Source organism: Paenibacillus sp. JQZ6Y-1, assembly GCF_040719145.1.
GTDB classification, from domain to species: Bacteria; Bacillota; Bacilli; order Paenibacillales; family Paenibacillaceae; genus Saccharibacillus; species Saccharibacillus kandeliae.
On the sequence record NZ_JBFDUZ010000001.1, the window covers coordinates 852,984 to 874,696 of the forward strand.

Consider the following 21,713-nt stretch of genomic DNA (forward strand, 5'->3'; position numbering starts at 1 on the left):
GCTGCCATACTCCAACATTCTTTTTATACTAAAATGCACACGTTAACCTTTTTTGCCCTATATACCTTTTCCTCCAAAAACATGTGGTATCATAATAATCATCGTAGCCCAAACACACACTCTGGAGATGAAACTAGATGAGAGAATGGACCGGACATTTTACTGCCCTCTTTGAAAAATATATGTTTGCTATTATTCCGTGCACCTTGGTGCTCGGTTTTCTGTTGTCCCATCAGCTAAAAGATTATGTGGGCTGGATTCCGTATTTATTTGCGTATGTTACTTTTGTGATGGGAATCGGTTGCGGTCGTCAGCATGTGCAAGGGGTATTACGTCGACCGGCACCGGTATTCGTCACGTTGCTTGTCACACATTTGGTGGCTCCATTGCTAGCATACGAGCTTGGTCAATTGATGTTTGGACCTGATTCCCCCTATACGATTGGACTCGTTCTGTTTACCGCGATTCCGCTAGGCGTATCGTCTGTGCTCTGGGTTAGCATGTCATCTGGGAATGTGGCACTTGCGTTGGCGATGGTGATCGTCGATTCCGCCATCAGTCCCTTTGTCGTACCGGTGCTGATTAAGCTCTTTTTCGGAGCGGACGTTCATTTTGATACATGGGGTATGATTAGCGATCTCATGCTGATTATCGTGCTACCTACGCTGTTGGGCATGGTCGTATACGAGTTATCCGGTGGTCGGTTCAAGCAGTGGTCGGCACCAGTTACTTTACCGCTATCCAAGCTTTGTTTTGCTGGTGTGGTGCTGCTCAATGCCGCTGCGATTGCGCCGCAACTAAGTGCGCTGAAGAACGATTTACTATTGGTTGTGCCTGCAGTATTGATCATCGTAACGCTTTGCTATGGACTCGGTTACGTTTGTTCTGGTATACTTCGCGCAAAAGGCCTTGAGTTGCCCGCGACGCTTGCTTACGCTTCTGGTATGCGCAATATTTCGGTCGGTATGGTCATTGCGATGAGCTATTTTACACCGCAAGCGGCTGTACCGGTAGTGCTTGGCATTATGCTGCAACAGCCGATGGCAACGCTACAATATTCGATCTTTGTGCGTATCGCTGCCTACCGTAGCAAACAGCGGCTCAAGGAAGCCCATTCTATTAAAGGAGATTGAATCTTCCGCATGAAACCGTTCCGCATTCGCCTCACGCTGATCATTATGCTGCTGCTCGCTGTTCTCGGTTTGGCAGCTGCTTTTACGATGGCGCATATTTACAAAAGCTCGCATGAGAAAACATTGGAAGACAATATGCTGCGCGAAATTCGGCTGCTGGAAACGACCTTTGCTTTTCAAGCCGTCGGTACGGTCGGGCAACCCGCTAACAGCATATTGGACTATTACACACAGCAAGCGCAAGAGCTTGGTAAACTGACTGATTCTAGAGTGACCTTTATCGAGCTGGACGGTACAGTTATCGGCGATTCGGAAAGTGATCCGCGCGGTATGAACAACCATAGTACCCGCGAAGAGATTGTTGCCGCTCAGAAACAAGGTGTCGGTAGTGCCATTCGTTACAGCAGTACATTGAAGGAAAATATGCTGTATGTCGCTGCACCCGTTAGTAAAGGCGATACATTCAACGGCTATATTCGCCTATCGATGAGCTTGACCGCAGTGGAGGACGGCGTGCGAAGCGCATGGACCATTATGGGCATCAGCTTGCTAGTGCTGTTTATTGTGGCGGCGCTAGTCAGTTATTATGTCGCTGCCAGTCTCACACGTCCGCTGGAACATATTACTCGCGTTGCCAATCGAATCTCGCGGCTGGATTATGGAGCGCGTGTGAAGCTGGAACGTCAGGATGAGATCGGCGAGCTGGGGAAAGCAATCGACAATATGGCGGACAGCTTGGAAATGCAGCTCAAGGTGATTCGTGATAATGAAGACCTGCTGCAAAGCGTGCTTGCCAACATGACCGGCGGTATGGTCATGGTTGACGATGGCGGCAAAATTGCATTGGTCAACCGTTTTGCCGAAGAGATGCTCAGCATCAATTCGCGGCGTATGATCGGCAGACCGTATCATGATTTGAAGCAGCATTATGAACTGAGCCGTTTGTTGGGCGAAGGGCTGCGGCGCAAGGAGCGCATTCATGATGAGCAGACGCTGTATAATCCAGAGCCACGCTTGATTGAAATCGACGGGGTACCGATGTTCGAGGATGATGATGCGTATCGCGGCATGTTGTTCCTGATTCAGGACGTATCCAATATTCGTCGTCTAGAACGAATGCGCAGCGAATTCGTCGCTAACGTCTCGCATGAGTTGAAGACGCCGATTGCAGCGGTCAAAGGTTTTGCTGAGACCTTGCTCAGTGGCGGCGTGAATGATGAGCAAACGGCACGCTCGTTTTTGCAGATCATTTATGACGAGAGTGAGCGGCTGAATCGGTTGATCGGCGATATTCTGGAATTGTCCAAAATCGAATCCAAGCGCTCGCCGCTCGAATTTTCCCCGATTCATCTACAATCGTTTTTCGAGACGATTCGCGAGATGCTCAATTCATCGGCGGCGAAGAAGAAGATTACGCTGGAAATGAATGTACCAGAGGAATTGTTTATGGAGGCGGATGAAGATCGGCTACGGCAGATATTCGTCAATCTGATCTCCAATGCGATTAACTATACGCAGGATGGCGGTATGGTGAAGCTAGCGGTACGTGAAACGCTCTCTGAGCGAGGCGAGGAACGGATTGTATTCGATGTGACCGATACAGGCATGGGCATTCCGCGTAAGGATTTACCACGTATTTTTGAACGCTTTTATCGAGTGGACAAGGCGCGTTCGCGCAGTTCAGGCGGCACCGGGCTGGGCTTGTCGATCGTCAAGCATCTCGTGGAGCTGCATCATGGAGTCGTGACGGTAGAGAGTGAGGTTCATATCGGCTCTACCTTTACCGTCAATCTGCCGCTGCTGCAAGGAGACGAATACGATTTGTAATCTGGGGCAGACAATGTTTTCTAGAAATTGTAAAATGAATGTATGCTGCTGTGTTGTTTCATGCAGTAGCATACTGGTTTTGCCACATCCATGTTGATGAATATCGAATGGTACGCGAATCAAATTATTTTATTTTACACTCTGTTAACAAAATAGTGATATGCTGGTCACGGTGAATGAAATGTAAACCCGAGTGGAGGTTACCATGACGAAACGATTGCTGGTCATTGAAGATGAATCAACGTTGTCCCGGCTGTTATCCTACAACCTGACACAAGAAGGATATGAAGTGACGGTAGAGGATCATGGCAGTGCTGGTCTGGAAAGAGCGCAGAACGAATCCTTTGAGCTGATTTTGCTCGATTTGATGCTGCCTGGCATGTCGGGATTGGATATTTTACGCAAGCTGAGAAGCTCCGGCATTCGTACGCCGGTTGTTATTTTAACAGCCAAAAACGCGGAGGAAGAAGTCGTGGAAGGGCTGAAAGCCGGAGCCGATGACTATATCACCAAGCCATTTGGCGTATCCGAGCTGCTTGCCCGTGTAGCTGCTGTATTACGGCGCGCAACGGGACGTGAGGATCAGCCAGTGGACGAAGATGTACAAGAAAGTCGCATCGAGCTAGGTGATCTGATGATCTACCCGGATAAATACGAAGTGGCGCTAGGTACGCAACAGATTACGCTACGTCCCAAAGAGTTTGAAGTATTGCTATACCTTGCACGCAAGCCCGGCGTCGTTATGACACGTGATGATCTGATGAATGCAGTCTGGGGCTTTGACTATATCGGTGGACAGCGTACGGTTGATGTTCACGTCAGCTCTCTGCGCAAAAAGCTAGAACTGGACCCGGATTCGGTACATATCGATTCCATTCGCGGTGTCGGCTATAAATTGGTCGTTCGCAAAAAAACAGGTGCTCCTCATTCCGGTTAACGGAGTGACGAGCATCTTTTTTTGTAACGTCTTACATAATCATGCGTCAAGTATAGCTTTCATTTTACAATAATCCTTTAGTCTTATAGGTAAGAGTGCTACTAAAGAACTAAGGAGTGTATGACCTTGACCAGCCCTGCTCTGAAAGAACGACAAAGCCAACCGATCCTTTCATCGTCCCAGACGGATGACCATACAGCAGCAGCCCTTGATTCGCAGCAACCATTACAATCTGCAATCCATCATCCACAGCCATCTCCACACATCCAAAAAACGTCGATACCGCATCAGCCAATCGCCGAAATTGCTCCTATATCATCTACCATGAAGCACGTTACACCTACTGACAAGAGAGCATCGTCTGCTAGCTCTGAGCACCAATCGCTGTCTGAAAATCGAAACGATCATTCAGCTTCATTTTCAGCAAAACAGTCTCTGGCAACTCATGACAAGCAAGTCCATATAACGAAGCAAACGGAGCAAAGCAAGCAGTTGAATCAAAGGAAGCAGTGGAATCCATCAAATCCAGCGTCTGCTCCAACGGACGCTGTCTCCCAATCGGTTCCATCCCCATCAACACTACCACATACGCATTCCATTCCGCCGGAAGGGGAGCGCCCAGAATTGCAGCTGCGGCATTATTTGCTGACCGTACCCGGTATCCCAGAAACGGAAAACTGTGGCGATACGCTGCAACGCTTCCGTAATGATCAGCAGATGCCCTGTGTCGCCATCTGCAATGAGCAGAATATCCCGCAGGCACTTGTGATGCGAGAGCAATTTTACCGACGGATGGCGAGTCGGTTTGCTAGCGAACTGTATTATACGCGTCCCACGAGCCGTTTTAGTCAGCCAGAGCCGCTCATTATGCAGATTAGCAATGATCCGTCTGTTGTTGTTGATGCGGCATTGGCACGTCAAGGCGAAGCTTTTTATGAATGTGTGATGTTGACAGAGCAAGGGAAGCTCGTCGGTGTGATTACGATTCGTGATCTGATGGAGCTGGCACGTCATTTGCAGGCGCGCTCAGAGCAACAGCGGGTGTTATCGCTGCGGCAATCTGGCGATTTCATGCACCAGATTGCGGAAGCAGTTGGCACCGTTAGCAATGCTGCCCGCCAGACATCGCAGCAATTGCTGTATATCAAGGAACGGACCGTCAGTGGTCATCAGCAGTTGAATGAAGCGACGCACAGCTTTCAACAAGCGCAGCGGCTGGTCAATCATCAGCGTGTACAGGCGGAGCAGATGCTAGAGCAGACAGTTCAAGCGCGCAAAGTAGTCGATGATGTGGCGCAGCTCGCTGGGCAGAGCAGTATGCTGGCGCTCAATGCCTCCATCGAAGCAGCACGCGCTATGCAGGCAGGACGCGGCTTTGCGGTTGTTGCCTCTGAGATGAGACTACTATCGGAGAGAATTACGGTCATGTCGTCGGATATTGGACGACTGCTTGGTAATCTAAACGGCATGATCGGTCAATCTGCCGAATCCAGCCAGACGGCGGAGCGGACGATGGATGACAGCATGATTCGTATTCAGCAGGCGGATCAGTTGTTTGCCGAAATGGCTTCTTCGGCAGACGAGGCAACAGAGCAGGCAGCGCAACTGCTGAACACGGCAGGCGAAGCAAGTCGATTGACAACTCTTGTGCGGCAGGAGTTGGAACGACAGGCGTAATCGTAATTTTTACACTGCCTTTACAATTCGGAAGTTCTCGGTTTACAAATATCCCGTATGATTTATAGATGCTGGCATCCATAGGGATGTCGATAGGTATGAATAGAGAATCAGGGGAGTGTGACCTTGTGTCAGACATTATTCGCATCGAACAATTGAACTTGTACTATGAGAAGCATCATGCTCTTAAAAATATTGCATTAAATATTGAGGAAAAAGCGGTCACTGCCTTTATTGGACCATCCGGCTGCGGCAAATCAACATTATTGCGCACCTTGAACCGGATGAACGATATGATTCCAGGCACACGCATCGAAGGCAAAGTGGAAATTGCTGGCTCCGACATTTATGGAGACGATGTGGAAGTGGAAAGTCTGCGTCAGCAGGTCGGTATGGTATTCCAGCAGCCGAATCCATTTCCGAAATCGATCTATGAGAATGTTGCCTACGGTCCACGTCTGCACGGTGTAAAATCCAAAGCCGAGCTGGACAATATTGTGGAACGCAGTCTGCGCCAATCCGCGCTGTGGGAAGAAGTGAAGGATTATCTCAAGAAATCTGCTTTCAGCTTGTCCGGCGGTCAGCAGCAGCGTCTTTGTATCGCCCGTGCGATTGCGGGTCAGCCGGATATTTTGCTGATGGATGAAGCGACATCTGCGCTGGACCCGATTTCCACGCTTAAAATTGAGGAACTGACGCAGGATTTGAAAAAGGATTATACGATTGTCATGGTAACGCACAATATGCACCAAGCAGCACGGATTTCCGATCAGACCGCCTTTTTCCTGAACGGTGAAGTGGTGGAGTCAACCGATACGACCGAAATGTTCTCCAATCCGACAGATTCACGTACAGAGGATTACATTTCTGGACGTTTTGGCTGATATTTGCCACTCGGCAATTGCCCGTGGACATTTGAACAAGTTAATAGGAGGATCATGTATGCCCAACCGGAAAGAATTTGACGAAAGTCTATACGAACTGCGCGATCTGCTCACAGCGATGGGAGATCATGTTGTAGACGCATTGCAAGAAGCGGTACAATCGCTTCAAAACAAAAATATCAATCAGGCAAAGCAGGTCGTGGACAACGACTATCGTCTGAATGAACTCGAAGAAAAAGTAATGGACATCGGCTCTCGTCTGATCGTCACGCAGCAGCCAGTCGCCAAGGACTTGCGTCGCATCATCGTAGCATTCAAAATCTCCAGCGATCTGGAGCGTATGGGCGATCTGGCGCTTGATGTTGCTAAGGTTACACTGCGACTGCAAGGCGCCGAATTGATCAAGCCGCTCAAGGACATTCCACAAATGTCGGAGATTGTGGTACAGATGACGCAGGATTCCATTCGCTCGTATTTGGATGAAAATACCGATCTGGCGCATAAAGTTGGCGTCGATGACGATCAGGTCGATCATCTGTACAGCGGCATGATCCGCGAGCTACACGAGCATATGAAGGAAAACGGAACAGATGGTCCACAGGTGATGCTGCTCAATCTGACCGGACGGTATATCGAGCGTATCGCCGACCATGCTACCAATATTGCCGAAAGCGTCGTTTATCTGGTGACCGGCAAACGTCCCGATCTGAACAGCTGATCATAGAATCACTGTAGATTTCATCGTCAACCCTCGAAGATATTGAAGTCCAAGAAGAATGCCGATGGCATCTATACTATGTACATGTACAAACACGTTTTTTCGAGCGTTCCGCGCAACCTCGCAATTCATCGTAATCGTCAATTTCATATCAACCTGTTTTCTCTGCAAGCACCGGACAAGTTTCCGGTGCTTTTGTTTTGGAAGTGATGCCCTTGTGGTATCATAGAAGAGAGAGATTCTTTGGGACTTTTCAGTTATGGAATACCATTCCGGTGTACGTGTCGACTACAGGAGGAACTATGGAAAAATTCATGTTAATAGATGGAAATAGTATCATTTATCGCGCCTTTTTTGCGATGCAGCAGCCGATGACAACCTCATCCGGTATGCACACAAACGCGGTCTACGGCTTTACCAATATGCTGCTTCGTCTGCTGGAAGAAGAGCAGCCGACCCACGTGATGGTCGCCTTTGACGCTGGTAAAATCACCTTCCGTCACAGCAGCTACGAAGATTATAAAGGCGGACGCCAAAAAACACCGCCAGAGCTGTCCGAGCAGTTTCCTTTACTTAAGGATTTGCTGACTGCCTTCGGCATTTCACATTATCAATTGGAGGGCTACGAAGCCGACGATATTATCGGTACACTATCCCTTCAAGCCGAGCAAAAGGGCTGTGATGTGCTGATCATCAGCGGGGACAAGGACATGCTACAGCTTGCATCCGATCATGTAAAGATCGCATTGACTCGCAAAGGTGTCAGTGACATCGAGCCTTACGGACCTGCCGAGGTGCAGGAGCGCTACGGCTTAACTCCGTCACAGATTATTGATCTCAAAGGTCTGATGGGCGATGCGTCCGATAATATTCCGGGTATCCCTGGTGTTGGTGAGAAAACCGCACTCAAGCTGCTGCACCAATTCGGTACGGTTGAGGAAGTATTAAACAATACCGATCAACTCAAAGGCAAAATGAAGGAAAAGGTCGAAACCCACGCTGACGACGCGCGTCTGAGCAAGGAGCTAGCGACGATTTTCCGTGAAGTGCCATTTGAAGCGGGCTGGGATAGTATGAAATATGACGGTATTCAGGCAGCAACCGCCGTCTCTGCCTTACAAAAGCTGGAATTCAAATCGATTCTGCAACGCTTGAATCTGAACGATGTAGCTGCTCATCCTGATGCGACACTGGACGATCTCGATCTGGATAGTATGGAGATCATTCAGGCGCCGGAATTAAATGTAGTTATCATTGATGAGAACAACCTATCTACATTAGAGCAGGCACTGGCTACAGTGGATGTTGTGCATGTGGAGAGTCATGGAGATAATCCGCATCATGCGGAGCTAGTAGGCATTTTGTTTGCGACGCCAGAGGATTATTATTTCCTGACCCCGGATACACTGAAAAGTGAGGCTGCTGCGGCAATCCGCACATGGCTTGCCGACAGCTCCATTTCCAAAAATGGTCATGATCTGCATCGCGCCGATCTGGTGCTATATTGGGACGATATTGCTTTTGCCGGAGCTGCATTCGATATTCAGATTGCCGCTTACCTGCTGGACCCGACCGAATCTGGTCAAAGTCTGAGCGCCTTGGCGGGCAAATATGGTCTACCGCTGCTAGCGGACGACGAGCATGTATTTGGCAAGGGCGCCAAATACAAAGTGCCGGAGCAGGATGTGCTGAGTAACCATATGGCGCTCAAGGCGCATACGATCCGTCAACTCGTACCGCTTCAGCGTGAACAGCTGGAACAGAATGAGATGACTCCGCTGTTCAATGATCTGGAGATGCCGCTGTCCCGTATTCTCGCGGATATGGAAAAGCAGGGCGTTGCTGTCAACACAGATGAGCTGCGTGCGCTGGGCAAGGAATTTGAACAGAAGATTAGCCAGCTTGTCTCACAAATCTATGAGCTGGCAGGCACGGAGTTCAATCTGAATTCACCGAAACAGCTGGGCGAGATTCTGTTTGATCGTCTCGGTCTACCTGTGAAAAAGAAAACCAAAACCGGCTATTCCACCAGTGCAGACGTGCTAGAGGAACTGGCGCCGTATCATGATATTGTGCAGTACATCTTGATTTACCGTCAGATTGCCAAGCTGCAATCAACGTATGTGGAAGGTCTGCTCAAAGAGATTCATCCCAAGTCTGGGAAAGTGCATACCTACTTCCGTCAGACGATTACAGCAACCGGACGGTTGTCCAGTCAGTATCCAAACCTGCAAAATATTCCGATTCGCCTAGAAGAAGGGCGCAAGCTGCGTAAAGTATTCGTGCCTTCGCAGCAAGGCTGGTCCATTCTAGCGGCGGACTATTCGCAGATTGAGCTGCGCGTACTCGCAGACATTTCCAATGATCCAGGCTTGAAGGATGCGTTTGTCCACGATATGGATATTCATACGAAGACCGCGATGGATGTATTCGGTGTGAGCGAAGATCAGGTGGACAGCAATATGCGTCGTTCTGCCAAAGCGGTTAACTTCGGCATCGTATACGGCATCAGCGATTACGGATTATCACAGAACTTGGGCATTACGCGTAAAGAAGCGAGTGATTTTATCAATCAATACTTTGATGTATTTGGCGGGGTTCGCCAGTATATGGACGATATTGTTGATGAAGCGAAGAAGAGCGGCTATGTGAAAACGATGCTGGAACGCCGTCGGTATCTGCCGGAGATTCGCTCATCCAACTTCAATCTGCGCTCCTTTGCCGAGCGTACAGCGATGAATACACCGATTCAAGGAACTGCCGCTGATATTATCAAGCTGGCGATGGTGCATATGGACCGCGCCTTAACCGAGCAAGGGCTGAAAAGCCGTATGCTACTACAGGTGCATGATGAGTTGGTATTTGAAGTGCCTGCCGATGAACTAGAGCAAATGAAAACCCTTGTACCGCAGGTTATGAAAGATGCGCTGAAGCTGAGCGTGCCGCTCAAAGCCGATGTAAGCTACGGTGCAAACTGGTATGAAGCCAAATAAAAACATTCCTATGTAGAATATAGCGATAAAGGAAAGGTGAACACTTATGCCGGAATTGCCGGAAGTAGAAACTGTCAGACGCACACTAAACACACTGATCCCCGGCAAACAGATTGAACGGGTAACCGTCTCCTTGCCACGCATTGTACAGCGACCGGATGATCCGCAGCAATTTGCACTGGAATTGCAGGGACACACGATTGAAACGGTCGAACGCCGTGGTAAATTTTTACGCATCATCATGGACGGGCTGGTTATGGTTTCTCATCTGCGGATGGAGGGACGTTATGGTGTATACCGTCAGGATGAGCCAGTGGAAAAGCATACCCATGTCATTTTTCACTTTACCGACGGTACAGAGCTACGTTACAAGGATGTACGCCAATTTGGCACGATGCACCTGTTTAAAACTGGTGAAGATATGGAATCCAAGCCGCTAATGCAGCTAGGCAAGGAGCCGCTGGATCCAACGTTTACAACAGAGCAATTTATCCAGATCATTGGCAAACGCAAAACGATGATCAAGCCTGTATTGCTCAATCAAGCATACGTTGTCGGCATCGGCAACATCTATGTGGATGAGGCGCTGTTCCGCGCCGGTATTCATCCCGAGACGATTGCTGGCAACTTGAATGAGGAGCAGTTGATTCGACTGCATGAAGCCATTGTATCGACATTAAACGATGCCGTTGCCGCAGGCGGATCATCGATTAAATCCTATGTGAACGGACAAGGTGAAATGGGCATGTTCCAGCACAGTCTGCGCATCTATGGACGCAAAGCGCAGCCATGCCATGAATGCGGAACATTGATCGAAAAAACCGTTGTTGGTGGCAGGGGTACTCATTATTGCCCGGTATGCCAGCCTTTGCCGACACGTGTGAATAGTTGAGGTGACGCCATGAATATAGGATTAACCGGAGGAATCGCCACGGGCAAAAGCTCAGTGGCGTCATGGCTTGTACAGCAGGGAGCGGCGCTGGTTGATGCGGACCAGATTGCCCGCGAAGTGATGATGCCCGGACATCCGGTGCTACAGCAGGTCAGTGAACGTTTTGGCGCAGAGATGTTACTGGCTGATGGTACGCTGGATCGCAAGCGTCTGGGAGCACATATTTTTGCACATCCTGAGGAACGGAAGGCACTGGAAGGCATTACCCATCCGGCGATTCGTGAGCTGATCTACAGTCGGGTAGCTCAGCTGGAAGCTGAGAATCCGCAGCGTCTGGTGATTGCGGACATCCCACTGCTGTATGAATCCAAGGGAGCATATACATTTGAGGAAATTATGGTCGTCTATGTACCGCGAGAGGTGCAATTGCAGCGTCTGATGCAGCGGGATTCGCTGGATCAGGAGCAAGCGGCACTGCGACTGGCAGCACAAATGGATATTGAACAGAAAAGGCAGCTCGCCGACATCGTTATCGACAATAGCGGTACATGGGAGCAGACACAGGCACAGTTGCAGCAGTTCTGGAATGGCAAGGGATTATGATGAGCAAGCTCAAATCCACGCTGATCCGCAAGCGTGTACTGTTGCCCTTGTTCATCATCGTATTATTGCTTGTTCTGTTCAATGCACGCTGGATGGGACTTGTGTATCCGATCCAGTATAAAGATGAGATTCGCGCACATGCCGAGGCATATCAGGTTGATCCGTTTCTGATCGCCTCGATCATTCGAGTCGAGACCAATTACCAACCCAGCATGGAATCGAAAAAGGGCGCACTCGGTCTCATGCAGCTGATGCCTGATACTGCCAAATGGGCAATGGAAAAGGCACATTTGAGTGATGTGACTTTGGATTCGGTCAAGCATGATATTGATCCTAATATTGAGTTAGGCACATGGTATATCAACAATCTGATGCAGCAGTTTGGCGGCAACAAGGTAGCGGTCATCGCTGCCTACAACGCTGGTCCCGGCAACGTCAAAAACTGGATCAAATCCGGTAAATGGGACGGTACGCTCGAAGATGCCAAAGATATTCCTTATGGCGAAACGAGACATTATGTTCAACGTGTATTATATTATTATAAGCAATATACAAAGCTGTATGATCAGTTCTAAGTCAAGGTTACAGGTTTGGCAATCTTCATTTGACGATCTTCATTTGATGAGTATGTACACCATCCATGCAGCAGACGGACGATAGATACAGGATATGCAGCCCGTAATAGGCATCCACAAACCAACACAAAATAGTACAAGCATGAATGACACACAATTGAACAAGTAAAAGAAGCATTTGTGATGAAAGGAAGGTGACACAGCGGTGAAATGCCCCTACTGTGGTCACAATGGCACCAAGGTGCTGGATTCTCGACCGGCGAATGATAATAAGTCCATCCGCCGCAGACGGGAATGCGAAAGCTGTAGCCGTCGGTTTACCACGTTTGAGATGGTGGAAGTAACCCCTCTCATCGTGATCAAAAAAGACGGCAGCCGCGAAGAGTTCAGTCGTGACAAGCTGCTGCGCGGTCTGATTCGCGCCTGCGAAAAGCGTCCGGTATCGGTCGACCAGTTGGATGCGATTGTATCCGAGGTGGAAAAGAGCCTGTACGCTACTGCGCTTGCCGAGGTGGAAAGCCGTGCTGTCGGCGAACTGGTGATGGAGCAGCTGTATCCGGTCGACGAGGTCGCATACGTACGCTTTGCCTCTGTATACCGCCAGTTCAAAGACATCAACATGTTTATGAAGGAACTGCAAGGTCTGTTAAGTGATGAACCGAAGACGGACAAGAAACCGATCCGCAAGCACGAATCGAATGCGTCTGTATCTGACACTAGTCGAGATCTGGATGATCCCGACCGCGATTGAACACGGATTGACATTCCAACCAAAAAGCATCGCTGCTATGAATCTCATATGAGACTCTGCGCAGCGATGCTTTTTGATTATTGATTATTTGCTGATTTTTAATGTAAACGAAGCATTGGCAGAAGCACCAAATACGATTTTACCGCCTTTTGGCAGTGTGACTTGTTTGTTGCCGCTGTTGATAGATGAGTAGTACAACTGTCCATCAGCGGTGTAAACGACGAATCCACCTTTACTCGGAAGATCGACCTTCAGCTTTTTGCCGCCTACAGTTTTGCCGATATTGAACCATGTTGCTACATGATCAGCTGGCAGGGTGACCACAGACGAAGCACTGGCTGGCAGTGTAGCGATATTATCCTCGCTGATATATGATTGCGAGGTCGATTTGACGTACTCTTTGTTTTGCTTGGTGTAGAATTCCAGATCAAACGTATCGCGACCATTCATTACTGGAATTTGCAACGTGTTGACGCTGTGATTGCTATCGACGATTTTGGTTGCCATCGCATAGCTTTTGCTATCATCCAGCTTGATCGTTTTGGTCAATATTGATGGAGCGCTGTAAAAGACCGATTGAATCTGCTCATCGACATTGTAATACGTTTTGCCATTGCGTTTGGACCAAGCGTGTTGCACCGATTTGTCCAGCTTTTGGACCGGCAGTTTTTGCCCGATATACATGACCATATGCGATTGGCTCAGACCCGGCAGATTGAGATAGCCGTCCATTTTCATATAAGTTAGACCGTTGGTTTGCTTCTCAAAGCTAACAGTGGCGGAACCGTCCTCACTGCGGAATTTGCCATTGCCAGCGTAGATATAATCCTGCTCTGGCACCAGACCGGACATTTGCATAGGTACACGCAGCTTGTTGTTGCGGAATGCGACATCAAATGTTTCACCAGTGACAGCGTACAGACCAGCATATTGCTTCAACTTGGCAGGCATCGCTATTGCTTTCGCAGGCTTGGCGATACTTTGATCGGGCAGAATTTTGGAAATAGTGCCTTTTTCCTTTAACAGATCCAGCATGACCGTTGTAGCAAATGCCTGATCGAAGACGGACGAACCGCCAGCGGAAGTTACTGCCATGCTCATACGCTCGCCCGGAATCGTTATGAGGGAAGAATGATACACAATCGTATCGCCGCCCTTGGTCATCGCTTTCAGACCATAACGGTCAAACGGCGACAGATCCATCGCATCCCAGCCCAGTCCATAGTTGAAAATATTGGATTGTTCTGCTACCCAGATGCCATTGCGATATTGCGGTTTTGCCATCTCGTCAGTAGCTTCTTTCGACAGAATATCGGTACGTTGACCAGTTAATACCTCAGCAAAACGAACCATATCTTCCGCGCTAGCATACAAGCCGCCAGTACCCAGAATATTAGTGTTTTCAACGGGAAGCGGAGTCTTGCTATCTGGGGAACTGTACGCTTTTACCAACCGTTTCCGATCAAACTCGTCTAGTGGCGTAAGCGTTGATTTCAGATTCAGTGGTGTCGTGAATTTTTCTCGAATAAAGGTAGTGTATGGCATGCCACCGACCTGCTCCACTAACAGCTCTAGCATCTGGAAGCTATCATTGGAATACACGGAAAATGCACCGGGATTGGCTTTGAGCTTTTCAGTCTTCATATGCTCTAGCAGCGTATCATGATTGAAGGTGCTGTTGTCGTTGAACATAATACTGTTGCCATAATGACTGCCGTAAAAACCGGACGAATGATCCATCAGCATACGTGGCGTGATAGTGCGATACCGCTCGTCTGCCATACTGAAATTGGGCAGATACGTTGTCAGTGGCTGATCAATATCGATTTTGCCTTCATCTGCTAGTAGCATCGTAGCGGCAGTGACATACATTTTACTGGTGGAGCCAATACCGAACATGTCTGTGCTTGTAATATTTTGTTTGCTTTTGCGATCATTCATGCCAGCGCTACCAGACAATACAATCTGACCATGATCCATAATCGCATATTGCATGCCGCTCATACCATATTGCTCCAGCATGCTATTTGCTAGCTTCTGCGCACGCGCATGTAATGCAGCGGACGGCTTGGCTGCTTTATTGGTGCTGTTGGAAGTGGACACGGCTGTCTGCTTTGCAGTGGTAGTCCCATTGGTGGACGTGGCTGCATTCGCAGGCGTAACGGTGGTCAGCAATACACCACTGAGTAGGATGGAGCTTATGATGCGTGAAGTGGAACGTTTCATCGGTATTCCCCTTTTCGTCTAAAATAGGATGCTGTCTCTTAAACCCATCCTCAGCATAACGCGAAAAGAGGAAGAGCAGAGGAAGATGGGCTGAAACGACAATGAGAACCCCTGAACGACACCTTTTTATCGAAGCTACACATCATAAAATGGGAGCACGACCATATGATCCACCTGCCCATTATGCAATTCCATCGTCATATGACCACCGTATTTATCACAAATGCGCGAAATATTCGTCAGTCCCAGACCGTGGTATCCGTTCTGCTGCTTGCTGCTGTTCCAGTCTTCAATCTGACGATCCGTATGATTGGCAATATGGATGTATAACGCCGATTCACTGGAATGAATTTTGATCGATAGATGACGATCCTCTGCCAGACGAACCTGCTTGCTCGCTTCCATCGCATTGTCGAGTAGATTGCCAAGCACGATGCACAGATCATACCGCTCGATATGCAGCTCTGGTGTATGCAATCGCAGCTGGGTCTCGGTACGTACGCCGTTGGATTTGGCAATACTGAGCGTATTGCTAACTAGCGCATCAATGACCAGATTGCCTGTATTGACGCGGTGGTACGTTTCCTCGACCTTACCCAGCGTAATACGGATATGCTCCAGCGCTGCCTGTGGTTCCTCGCGGCGTACGCATTCTTCGATATAGAGCATATGCTGATTCGTATCGTGAATGATGCGCTTAATATCCTTGAAGGCATGCACCGTTTTCTCATAGTTGGCATCCTGATAATCCATCTGCCGCTGCAAATCCCGATTTTGCCCAATAAGATGAAATCGCTCCATCAGCGTATCGAACAAATAGATGATAAACACATTCAAAAACAACAGTCCCAGCACATACACAATATAATATGCGCCCTGTACAGCATACGTATCCAGCATATTGATCTGCCATACTGAAAGCAGAGGTAGGATCAGAAATAATAAATAATACCAGTGCGGCAACGGATAACTTCGTCTTTTTGCGAGTAATCGAATCAGTTGCACCAATATCAACATACACAGAAAGGTAAACGCAAGCAGCCTGAAGGTATTGGCATAATTACTATGAATCAGTTCGTAGGTGGTATTAAATGAATACTTGAACCCGCCAAAAAACAATTGCCCGCCCAGTGCATTCACAAGCGACTGCAAGACAAGGAATACAAAGGCAAAGATCAGCAGCGTACCGACAGGCGCACGATATGAGGCAGCCAGACACAACGTCATCAGAATCGCGAGCAAAGAAGCGGAGATATACGATAAATTGATCGTATAATACATAAAATAAAACACCAAATAGCCCACGATATAGAGAGGTTGATACGGTCGGCGATGATCGCGCCCAATCACCACATCAAAATAAAACCGTGTCAGCCATACCGTAGGCAATCCAAATACGAGAATCAGCAGCAAATAATAGATATACATACATCACACCCCCACTTCAATCCAGTTCCATAATCATAAAACGGGTACACGCATCCTTCACTTCCTTAACTCGCGAGCGACCAATCGGCAATTGCAAGCCGTTTGACAGAAATACTTCATTTCCAGCGAATTTGCGCGCATGTCGCATATTAATAATCGCCGAGCGATGAATTTGCAAAAAGTGATGCTCCCGTAGCGAAGCTGCATACGTCGCCAAAATGCCCCGACTTTCATGCACATCGGTCGTCGTAATAAAGCGCAGTCGATTTTTGAGCGTCAAGCTTTTGACCGCTTCGATGGCGATCAGTTCCTCATGCCGAATGACTACTTCATCATAGCCTGACTTGACGACCAGCCATTTGTGCTCCTGCGCTTGCCAGTGACGATACAGCGACAGCAGCACCTCATCAAAGCGTTCCTGCTGTACCGGCTTGATCAAATAATGAAATGTCATCACATCAAAGCTATCTACCATATATTGCGGATATGCGGTCAGGAAAATAATCTGCTCGTCGCGGTGATTCCATGACCGTAGCTGCCGCGCGGTCTCAATCCCACTTCGCCCCGGCATCTCCACATCTAGAATCCAAGCATGAAAGGAGGGGAGCTGCTGTTCATAATGCGCCAGCAAAGCATCCCCGCTATGAAACACCGTAATCTCAAATTCAATATCCGTCCGCACCGACAGCGTAGTCAGCATATGCTGTACATGCTCCCGCTGCTGCTCCGAATCATCGCAAATGGCTATTCGGTACATCGTCAGAACCTCCGTTTTATGCGTATAGTAGTAGCTGTACACCCACTGAGTTTGGGTTAGAAATGAAGATAATCGTATTCCGTGCATGATGTGTTTTTAGAGGAAGCTAGAAATCGTTATCTCGCTACAATCCTTTAAAGAATCGAGCCGTCAATCAAGAATATGAATCGAGATCATGCAAATGACTCTCGTTTAGTGTACCATGCGGATCATGTGCCATATGGTATCCGCGGCTGAACTGCACAAAAAGACCCTTGAACGTTTTCTCGATAAACATACAAAAAAGACCCGCAATTGCCGGAGCAACTGCGGGTCGTGCGTATAATAGGTATGCGGTCGAGAGGACTCGAACCTCCACGGGGGTAAGCCCACACGGACCTGAACCGTGCGCGTCTGCCAATTCCGCCACGACCGCAAATACTATGTAACTTCCTGCCTTCGTGATGAGTGTCATGATGTGAGATAGGAAGTGGTGAAAGAATCACCGTAATTAAGATTATACATCGCAGAGAAAAAGAATGCAAGCTGTTTTTTGAGGACAGCTTGTATAGGAATGAGTGATTCTGGTTTACAATCATGGAATGCCACGATTGTATGATGATGTCGTTATTACTGCGTTACGAGTTTTTGCATCGTTTCAATCGCATACGTTTTGGCAGGTGGTGTATCGTTGAAGAAGCTTGCATCCACGATATACACATGCTTGTCTTGTACAGCTTTTAATCCGCTCCATGCTGCGCCGTCTGTTGTCGATGCCATGCGTTTGCTCCATGCTTCCGCTGTATCGTCTTTTACACCACTGGAGATAAATAGATAATCGGGATTCATTTGTTGCAGCTGTGCGATTGTGACAGGAGTAGACGCCGCGCTGGTGTCGATGCCGATAGGTGCTTTGAGTGCTAGATCCTGATACAATACTGAACCGACACCTTGCTGTGTGCTACCGTAGATTTGCATAGCGTTATCTTGCATTTGTACTGCGGCGACTGTACTGGAACCAATGACCGGAGCAATTGCCGATTTGGCAGCATTGGAATCTTTCTGGTACGCATTCATATACTGTCTGGCAGCAGTATCACGATCCAAAAATGTGCTATACATATACAATTCACTGCGCCAGTCTAGCGTTGGATCGATATACACGGTCGGTGCAATCTTGGTCAGCGCATCATAAGTAGCACGATCATTGCTATCTGTGAAAATCATATCCGGCTTGGAACCGGATAAAGCGCTCGGATCAAGAGAGCCATCTGCTGTCTCGATCACAGTCAGACTATCCTTTTGCTCCTGCTCGGTGTAAGCGGGGAAGGTGTAACTGCCGCCCGCTGGCTTGGCTGCCAGCGATACCTGTGCATCCAGCGCATTCAGATAATCCATCGCAAACTGATCCGTTACCGCAATGCGTTTCGGCGAAATCGGCACATTGACCATTTGTCCAAACGAATCGCGAACCGGCATCACCTTAATGCCATTCGGATTGAAAATATCCGCCCGCGTTTCTTTCGGTTGCCCGCAGGCTGTCAGAAAAACAAGAACCAGTAGCAGCGCAAGCCCTGCTCTGGCGAGAGCTTTGTGTTTCAAAGTATCCGCCTCTTTTCCCAATATATCGGTATGCCGGACGATCATCCTGCTTACTCCATTCGCAATAACAGATTGCAAACGAGAAGCAACACGCAGGATGACATTCCGGTTTGTTATAAAAAAATACCCAATATTATTATACCAGTAGTGGCGGAATGGAAGTCAACGCAATGACCCAACTGTCACCGGCTTGTCACACAGTCGAGGGGAGGCTGTGAGAAAGTGCAATGATGGATACCATTTCATGGATTAGCAGCATTGGCGATAGGGTACGTAAATGATGATTTAGTATGCGAGCGATATACATTATTGCGGTTGTAGCCGAAGCTGTTCTTCCATGTCTTGCGTACCATCTGACCATTCGACAGACATGGACAAAGGCTCGCTAGGATCGTAGTTATGGCTAAAGTCAATATCGGATACTTCATGGTATGTACCGGGTGGTTGAGGAGACGCGCTGTTGTCTGAGGTGACGGTTGTACTGTTCGTTGTACCATTTAAAGTAAAACGAACCGCTCCGACCGCATAGGCGGGATCGCCGATATACATAAGCGTCAACCGACTTTCTTTGCTTTTGACGGATGTTGCTTCTAGGCTGGCTTTCCAGTTCTGTGAGGAGCCAACATATTGGACATCAGGCAAGGAGGTTTGGTTACAGCCAGTGAGTAGTGTGATCCACAGGAATAATAGTAGGAAAGAGATGCGTATTCTCATTTTCAAATCTCCTTTCATTGACTTCGTGAGTGCGATAGGGACTAGCCGACGAATGCAGTAACTGTATCGTATGTTTTATTTGCTTTCTTTTATTATATGTAATAAAGCGTATAAATAGAGTGTCAAAACGTATGATTGACCGAGTTAGAAGCGTATGATATATTATAGAAGTTGATCAACGAACGAACAATTACATACGAGGGGCCTTAGCTCAGCTGGGAGAGCGCATCGCTGGCAGCGATGAGGTCAGGGGTTCGATCCCCCTAGGCTCCATACCAAAAACCAACATTCGGAATGAATGTTGGTTTTTTATATGGATTTCAGTACCAATGTAAATCAGCTATTCTTTTAAGCACACCTTGAGAAACTAAAGTAAACCTTTCATAAGAGCCCCTAAATAATCCGGCTTTGATAGGAGGCCATTCGTCCTTAAGTGAATTGGCTTCAGTTAATAATTCTTTAAAAGGATTATTCCTACCAGATCTAATCTTCCAAGCAAAACGTCCCATAGGTCCCCAAAATTCATCTTCTCCATAAAGATCTGCATGCAATAGGCAAAACATAATTTCAAAGAAATCAAAGTATTTTTCGTAGCTCTTACCTAAGAATAATAAGTCGTCTAGACTAGGTTGTAAAAACTTGTACATATACTCATTAAAAGCAACGTGATATCGTCCATGTTCTGGAATCAATTTAAATTTTTCTTTTGTTGTATGATTAAATTCACGGTTTAATTTTAATACTAATTGTGTGGAAGGATTATAATCGTCTTCTACAGAAACCGTTAGCATTTTTGCTAAATACTCATAGTTCTCATTTGCAATTGCACTAATACCACAAGAGTAAATAACTATCATAATTGGATAGTACCTTAATGATAATGTCATTGTATTTCCATTTTCCGGGCTAACATTTTCTATTAATCGCATAATTATTTTGTTTATTGAGTTATAATGTTCTTTTTGTCCCCAATAGGAAATACAACTACCTATAAATCTCAGGTTTAAAATTGTATTTTCATAATCATTTAACTTTTGAACTAAATCTTCTGGTGTATTCATATAAGAATAGTTTGGGAAATTTGCTTCAGATAAAGCAGCTAAAGTTTTTCTGAGTTCATGATTCACTAAATCGTCTAATTTAATTTTATAGCGTATATCTGTAAGAAATTCTTTAGTTTCTTCTACGACTTCTTCAATTGAGACCGTGCTTATTCCGGGAATAGCTGAAGGGATTTCAATTAAATAATCTAAATTTTTTTCCTCCTCTACATCAGAACCACTAAGGGTAGAGAAATTGAATATAAAGTCTCCATCTCCTTCGATAAATCCAAAATGAGGAGTTTGATCTGAATAATTATCTTGTGAGACTTTTTGATAAACATATGACATAAGTCCATTGGCGGTAATAATTCCATTTTCCAATGCAGCATTCCCATTTAAGCCTTCTATTAAATGTCCAGTAAAAATAGAGTGATTTGGAAGTGGTCCATTTGAATCATCTACTTGCTCATTTGCTTTACCGGAAGTGATGACTTGACGAGCATTTCGCTTAAGCATATCTTTTAAAAATCTATTACTTCCTGGTGATAGTGATCTTTTAATAGCTAAACCGCTATAACATGCATCCATAATATATAGCATATGTTTTGCTCTTATTAGTTCAGCATTCCTCGTTAGTTCATCCCAACGTATCAAGGTCGAAAGATCATTTGCATTTCCATTATGAGGTATTAAATATCCGATATCTCCACGTCTACCTTGCAAAGTATATCCATGACCCGCATAGAATATTATTATACGATCATCAACTTGAATATGATTTTGTGTAAGCCGTAAAAAAGATTTCATAATATTATCTCTTGTAGCCTCTTCATCTAAAAGTAGGGTTATATTTTCTTCTTGAAATTGATAAACATCTTTTAAAATTGTATATATACCTTGTGCATCGTTAGAGGCATAATTCAAGTTGTTAGTATGTTCATATCGATTAATCCCAATAATCAAAGCAAAACTAT

At 46.9% G+C, this 21,713-nt stretch carries 19 protein-coding genes and 2 tRNA genes; 12 read left to right on the forward strand and 9 right to left on the reverse strand.

The genetic code is table 11. The annotated features are described in order from the left end of the window. Positions 1 to 137: 137 nt before the first annotated feature. The 3 genes from ABXR35_RS03745 to ABXR35_RS03755 all read left to right on the forward strand — a co-directional run bounded on the left by ABXR35_RS03745 (position 138) and on the right by ABXR35_RS03755 (position 3,897). Complete coding sequence (locus ABXR35_RS03745) at positions 138 to 1,133, forward strand: bile acid:sodium symporter family protein (RefSeq protein ID WP_367055629.1); 996 nt, start codon at positions 138 to 140, stop codon at positions 1,131 to 1,133. 9 nt (positions 1,134 to 1,142) lie between these two features. Continuing rightward, the gene (gene pnpS / locus ABXR35_RS03750) at positions 1,143 to 2,960 is read left to right on the forward strand and encodes a two-component system histidine kinase PnpS (protein WP_367055632.1); all 1,818 of its coding nucleotides are present in this window, start codon (positions 1,143 to 1,145) and stop codon (positions 2,958 to 2,960) included. Positions 2,961 to 3,165: 205 nt separating this feature from the next. Beyond that, complete coding sequence (locus ABXR35_RS03755) at positions 3,166 to 3,897, forward strand: response regulator transcription factor (RefSeq protein ID WP_367055635.1); 732 nt, start codon at positions 3,166 to 3,168, stop codon at positions 3,895 to 3,897. Positions 3,898 to 4,006: 109 nt separating this feature from the next. Here ABXR35_RS03755 and ABXR35_RS03760 read toward each other — a convergent pair whose 3' ends face one another. Beyond that, positions 4,007 to 4,192 carry a hypothetical protein gene (locus ABXR35_RS03760; protein WP_367055638.1) on the reverse strand — a complete coding sequence of 62 codons (186 nt, stop codon included), beginning with the start codon at positions 4,190 to 4,192 and terminating at the stop codon, positions 4,007 to 4,009. Positions 4,193 to 4,261: 69 nt separating this feature from the next. Further along, entirely contained in the window at positions 4,262 to 4,471 is a 210-nt protein-coding gene (locus ABXR35_RS03765) for a hypothetical protein (RefSeq protein WP_367055641.1), read from the reverse strand. A 50-nt stretch (positions 4,472 to 4,521) separates the two neighbouring features. Between ABXR35_RS03765 and ABXR35_RS03770 the strand changes: the two genes are divergently transcribed. From ABXR35_RS03770 to nrdR, 8 genes are all read left to right on the forward strand, one after another. Beyond that, positions 4,522 to 5,574, forward strand: a complete 1,053-nt coding sequence (locus tag ABXR35_RS03770) for a methyl-accepting chemotaxis protein (RefSeq protein ID WP_367055644.1) — start codon at positions 4,522 to 4,524, stop codon at positions 5,572 to 5,574. 98 nt (positions 5,575 to 5,672) lie between these two features. Then, positions 5,673 to 6,458, forward strand: coding sequence for a phosphate ABC transporter ATP-binding protein PstB (gene pstB / locus ABXR35_RS03775; RefSeq protein WP_367055647.1), 786 nt, complete (start codon positions 5,673 to 5,675; stop codon positions 6,456 to 6,458). Positions 6,459 to 6,516: 58 nt separating this feature from the next. Next, a complete protein-coding gene (gene phoU / locus ABXR35_RS03780; protein WP_367055650.1) occupies positions 6,517 to 7,176 on the forward strand; it encodes a phosphate signaling complex protein PhoU in 660 nt (219 codons plus the stop codon). Positions 7,177 to 7,478: 302 nt separating this feature from the next. Next, complete coding sequence (gene polA, locus ABXR35_RS03785; protein WP_367055653.1) at positions 7,479 to 10,169, forward strand: DNA polymerase I; 2,691 nt, start codon at positions 7,479 to 7,481, stop codon at positions 10,167 to 10,169. Positions 10,170 to 10,215: 46 nt separating this feature from the next. Continuing rightward, positions 10,216 to 11,061 carry a DNA-formamidopyrimidine glycosylase gene (gene mutM / locus ABXR35_RS03790; RefSeq protein ID WP_367055656.1) on the forward strand — a complete coding sequence of 282 codons (846 nt, stop codon included), beginning with the start codon at positions 10,216 to 10,218 and terminating at the stop codon, positions 11,059 to 11,061. 9 nt (positions 11,062 to 11,070) lie between these two features. Next, positions 11,071 to 11,664 (forward strand): dephospho-CoA kinase, encoded by a 594-nt coding sequence (coaE, locus tag ABXR35_RS03795; protein ID WP_367055659.1) that lies wholly within the window; start codon positions 11,071 to 11,073, stop codon positions 11,662 to 11,664. After that, entirely contained in the window at positions 11,664 to 12,239 is a 576-nt protein-coding gene (locus tag ABXR35_RS03800) for a lytic transglycosylase domain-containing protein (protein ID WP_367061148.1), read from the forward strand. The genes coaE and ABXR35_RS03800 overlap by 1 nt, the downstream gene beginning before the upstream one ends. 205 nt (positions 12,240 to 12,444) lie before the next feature. Further along, positions 12,445 to 12,990 (forward strand): transcriptional regulator NrdR, encoded by a 546-nt coding sequence (nrdR, locus tag ABXR35_RS03805; protein WP_367055662.1) that lies wholly within the window; start codon positions 12,445 to 12,447, stop codon positions 12,988 to 12,990. An 84-nt stretch (positions 12,991 to 13,074) separates the two neighbouring features. On the opposite strand, the gene ABXR35_RS03810 is transcribed toward nrdR, so the two are convergent. The 6 genes from ABXR35_RS03810 to ABXR35_RS03835 form a co-directional block, all read right to left on the reverse strand. Then, entirely contained in the window at positions 13,075 to 15,216 is a 2,142-nt protein-coding gene (locus ABXR35_RS03810; protein ID WP_367055665.1) for a serine hydrolase domain-containing protein, read from the reverse strand. 135 nt (positions 15,217 to 15,351) lie between these two features. Beyond that, positions 15,352 to 16,644: an ATP-binding protein gene (locus ABXR35_RS03815; protein ID WP_367055668.1), complete on the reverse strand. Its 1,293-nt coding sequence runs from the start codon at positions 16,642 to 16,644 to the stop codon at positions 15,352 to 15,354. A gap of 16 nt (positions 16,645 to 16,660) precedes the next feature. After that, the gene (locus tag ABXR35_RS03820) at positions 16,661 to 17,401 is read right to left on the reverse strand and encodes a LytR/AlgR family response regulator transcription factor (RefSeq protein ID WP_367055671.1); all 741 of its coding nucleotides are present in this window, start codon (positions 17,399 to 17,401) and stop codon (positions 16,661 to 16,663) included. A 331-nt stretch (positions 17,402 to 17,732) separates the two neighbouring features. Next, positions 17,733 to 17,816: transfer RNA gene (locus ABXR35_RS03825), tRNA-Leu, on the reverse strand. A 194-nt stretch (positions 17,817 to 18,010) separates the two neighbouring features. Continuing rightward, the gene (locus ABXR35_RS03830) at positions 18,011 to 18,982 is read right to left on the reverse strand and encodes an ABC transporter substrate-binding protein (RefSeq protein WP_367055674.1); all 972 of its coding nucleotides are present in this window, start codon (positions 18,980 to 18,982) and stop codon (positions 18,011 to 18,013) included. Positions 18,983 to 19,288: 306 nt separating this feature from the next. Then, entirely contained in the window at positions 19,289 to 19,696 is a 408-nt protein-coding gene (locus tag ABXR35_RS03835) for a hypothetical protein (protein WP_367055677.1), read from the reverse strand. Positions 19,697 to 19,896: 200 nt separating this feature from the next. Between ABXR35_RS03835 and ABXR35_RS03840 the strand changes: the two genes are divergently transcribed. Beyond that, positions 19,897 to 19,969: transfer RNA gene (locus ABXR35_RS03840), tRNA-Ala, on the forward strand. 47 nt (positions 19,970 to 20,016) lie between these two features. On the opposite strand, the gene ABXR35_RS03845 is transcribed toward ABXR35_RS03840, so the two are convergent. After that, positions 20,017 to 21,702, reverse strand: coding sequence for a caspase family protein (locus tag ABXR35_RS03845; RefSeq protein WP_367055680.1), 1,686 nt, complete (start codon positions 21,700 to 21,702; stop codon positions 20,017 to 20,019). Between the last annotated feature and the right edge of the window lie 11 nt (positions 21,703 to 21,713).

Coding starts and splice junctions, on each gene's coding strand:
- ABXR35_RS03745 (WP_367055629.1), top strand. CDS start 138: ATGAGAGAATGGACCGGACATTTTACTGCCCTCTTTGAAAAATATATG.
- pnpS (WP_367055632.1), top strand. CDS start 1,143: ATGAAACCGTTCCGCATTCGCCTCACGCTGATCATTATGCTGCTGCTC.
- ABXR35_RS03755 (WP_367055635.1), top strand. CDS start 3,166: ATGACGAAACGATTGCTGGTCATTGAAGATGAATCAACGTTGTCCCGG.
- ABXR35_RS03765 (WP_367055641.1), bottom strand. CDS start 4,471: ATGGGGATGGAACCGATTGGGAGACAGCGTCCGTTGGAGCAGACGCTG.
- pstB (WP_367055647.1), top strand. CDS start 5,673: ATGAATAGAGAATCAGGGGAGTGTGACCTTGTGTCAGACATTATTCGC.
- phoU (WP_367055650.1), top strand. CDS start 6,517: ATGCCCAACCGGAAAGAATTTGACGAAAGTCTATACGAACTGCGCGAT.
- polA (WP_367055653.1), top strand. CDS start 7,479: ATGGAAAAATTCATGTTAATAGATGGAAATAGTATCATTTATCGCGCC.
- mutM (WP_367055656.1), top strand. CDS start 10,216: ATGCCGGAATTGCCGGAAGTAGAAACTGTCAGACGCACACTAAACACA.
- coaE (WP_367055659.1), top strand. CDS start 11,071: ATGAATATAGGATTAACCGGAGGAATCGCCACGGGCAAAAGCTCAGTG.
- ABXR35_RS03800 (WP_367061148.1), top strand. CDS start 11,664: ATGAGCAAGCTCAAATCCACGCTGATCCGCAAGCGTGTACTGTTGCCC.
- ABXR35_RS03810 (WP_367055665.1), bottom strand. CDS start 15,216: ATGAAACGTTCCACTTCACGCATCATAAGCTCCATCCTACTCAGTGGT.
- ABXR35_RS03815 (WP_367055668.1), bottom strand. CDS start 16,644: ATGTATATCTATTATTTGCTGCTGATTCTCGTATTTGGATTGCCTACG.
- ABXR35_RS03820 (WP_367055671.1), bottom strand. CDS start 17,401: ATGTACCGAATAGCCATTTGCGATGATTCGGAGCAGCAGCGGGAGCAT.
- ABXR35_RS03835 (WP_367055677.1), bottom strand. CDS start 19,696: ATGAGAATACGCATCTCTTTCCTACTATTATTCCTGTGGATCACACTA.